This is a genomic window from Roseibium sp. RKSG952, from assembly GCF_009711355.1.
This window is the reverse complement of the sequence record NZ_SMMF01000086.1, coordinates 1-241: the sequence shown is the minus strand read 5'-3', so window position 1 is coordinate 241 and position 241 is coordinate 1. Positions and strand designations below refer to the sequence as shown.

Genomic DNA, 241 nt, shown 5'->3' with positions numbered 1-241 from the left:
TAGATGAAGTCACCACAACTTTCATCAACCCAACGGAGACAACATGACCACAAAGGACAAGATAGCCCGCCGCAAGCTTTCCCTGCTCGATCTTGCAAAGGATCTGGACAACGTTTCGAAGGCCTGCCGGCTGATGGGCTACTCGCGCCAGCAGTTCTACGAGATCCGGCGCAATTTCCAGACCTACGGCGCAGATGGCCTCATCGACCGCCTGCCTGGCGCGAAGGGACCGCACCCGAAC

1 protein-coding gene is annotated in these 241 nt (G+C 57.7%); it reads left to right on the top strand.

Annotated features, from left to right (window positions below; translation table 11 throughout):
• Positions 1 to 43 precede the first annotated feature (43 nt).
• Positions 44 to 241, top strand: a 198-nt coding sequence (locus tag E1297_RS00230) for a helix-turn-helix domain-containing protein (protein ID WP_155132512.1), incomplete at its 3' end; no start/stop codon positions are given.